Origin of the sequence: Streptomyces sp. Act143, assembly GCF_003143935.1 — a bacterium.
In the GTDB taxonomy this organism is placed as follows: Bacteria; Actinomycetota; Actinomycetes; order Streptomycetales; family Streptomycetaceae; genus Streptomyces.
On sequence record NZ_QFRX01000006.1, the window covers coordinates 1 to 305 of the forward strand.

The window sequence follows — 305 nt, forward strand, 5'->3', positions numbered from 1 at the left end:
TCGAGGCCAAGCCGCGCCGCACGCGCAAGACGGCCGCCGCCACGACCGCCGAGATCCCGGCTCAGGCCGCGGAGGAGGCGGAGGCCAAGCCGCGTCGTACGCGCAAGGCCGCGGCCACCGCCGTGGACACGGCCGAGGGCGCGGAGGCCAAGCCGACGGCACGCCGTACCCGCAAGACGGCCGCCGCTGCCGCCGAGACCGCGGTCGACACGGCCGAGGCCACCGAGGCCAAGCCGCGCCGCACGCGCAAGACGGCCGCCACCGCGACCGCCGACGCCACCGTGGACACGGCCGAGACCGCCGAG

General features: G+C 78.7%; 1 pseudogene. It reads left to right on the forward strand.

Annotated elements, in window-relative coordinates:
* Nucleotides 1-305 (forward strand): annotated as a pseudogene (locus tag DI272_RS43245) (DEAD/DEAH box helicase); the annotation flags it as partial.